At 55.7% G+C, this 307-nt stretch carries 1 pseudogene; it reads right to left on the reverse strand.

Going from position 1 to position 307, the window contains the following annotated elements:
• Positions 1-307, reverse strand: a pseudogene (locus JW499_RS22000) (hypothetical protein); the annotation flags it as partial.

Genomic DNA, 307 nt, shown 5'->3' on the forward strand with positions numbered 1-307 from the left:
ATCACTTTGCCATCGAGCACGTTGAGTGCGGCAAATAGGGTGGTTGTGCCATTGCGCTTGTAATCGTGCGTCATCGTGGCCGCACGACCTTTCTTTAGCGGCAGCCCAGGTTGAGTGCGGTCCAGCGCCTGTATCTGACTTTTTTCATCGCAACACAATACCAGCGCATGCTCTGGCGGCGACAAATACAGCCCGACAATGTCTTCCAGCTTCTCGATAAATTTCGGGTCTCGCGAGACTTTGAAGCTGCGCTCGAGATGAGGCTTCAGGCCATTGGCACGCCAGTGCCGAGAAACACTGGCGGCGC

Source organism: Amphritea pacifica, from assembly GCF_016924145.1.
Taxonomy (GTDB): Bacteria; Pseudomonadota; Gammaproteobacteria; order Pseudomonadales; family Balneatricaceae; genus Amphritea; species Amphritea pacifica.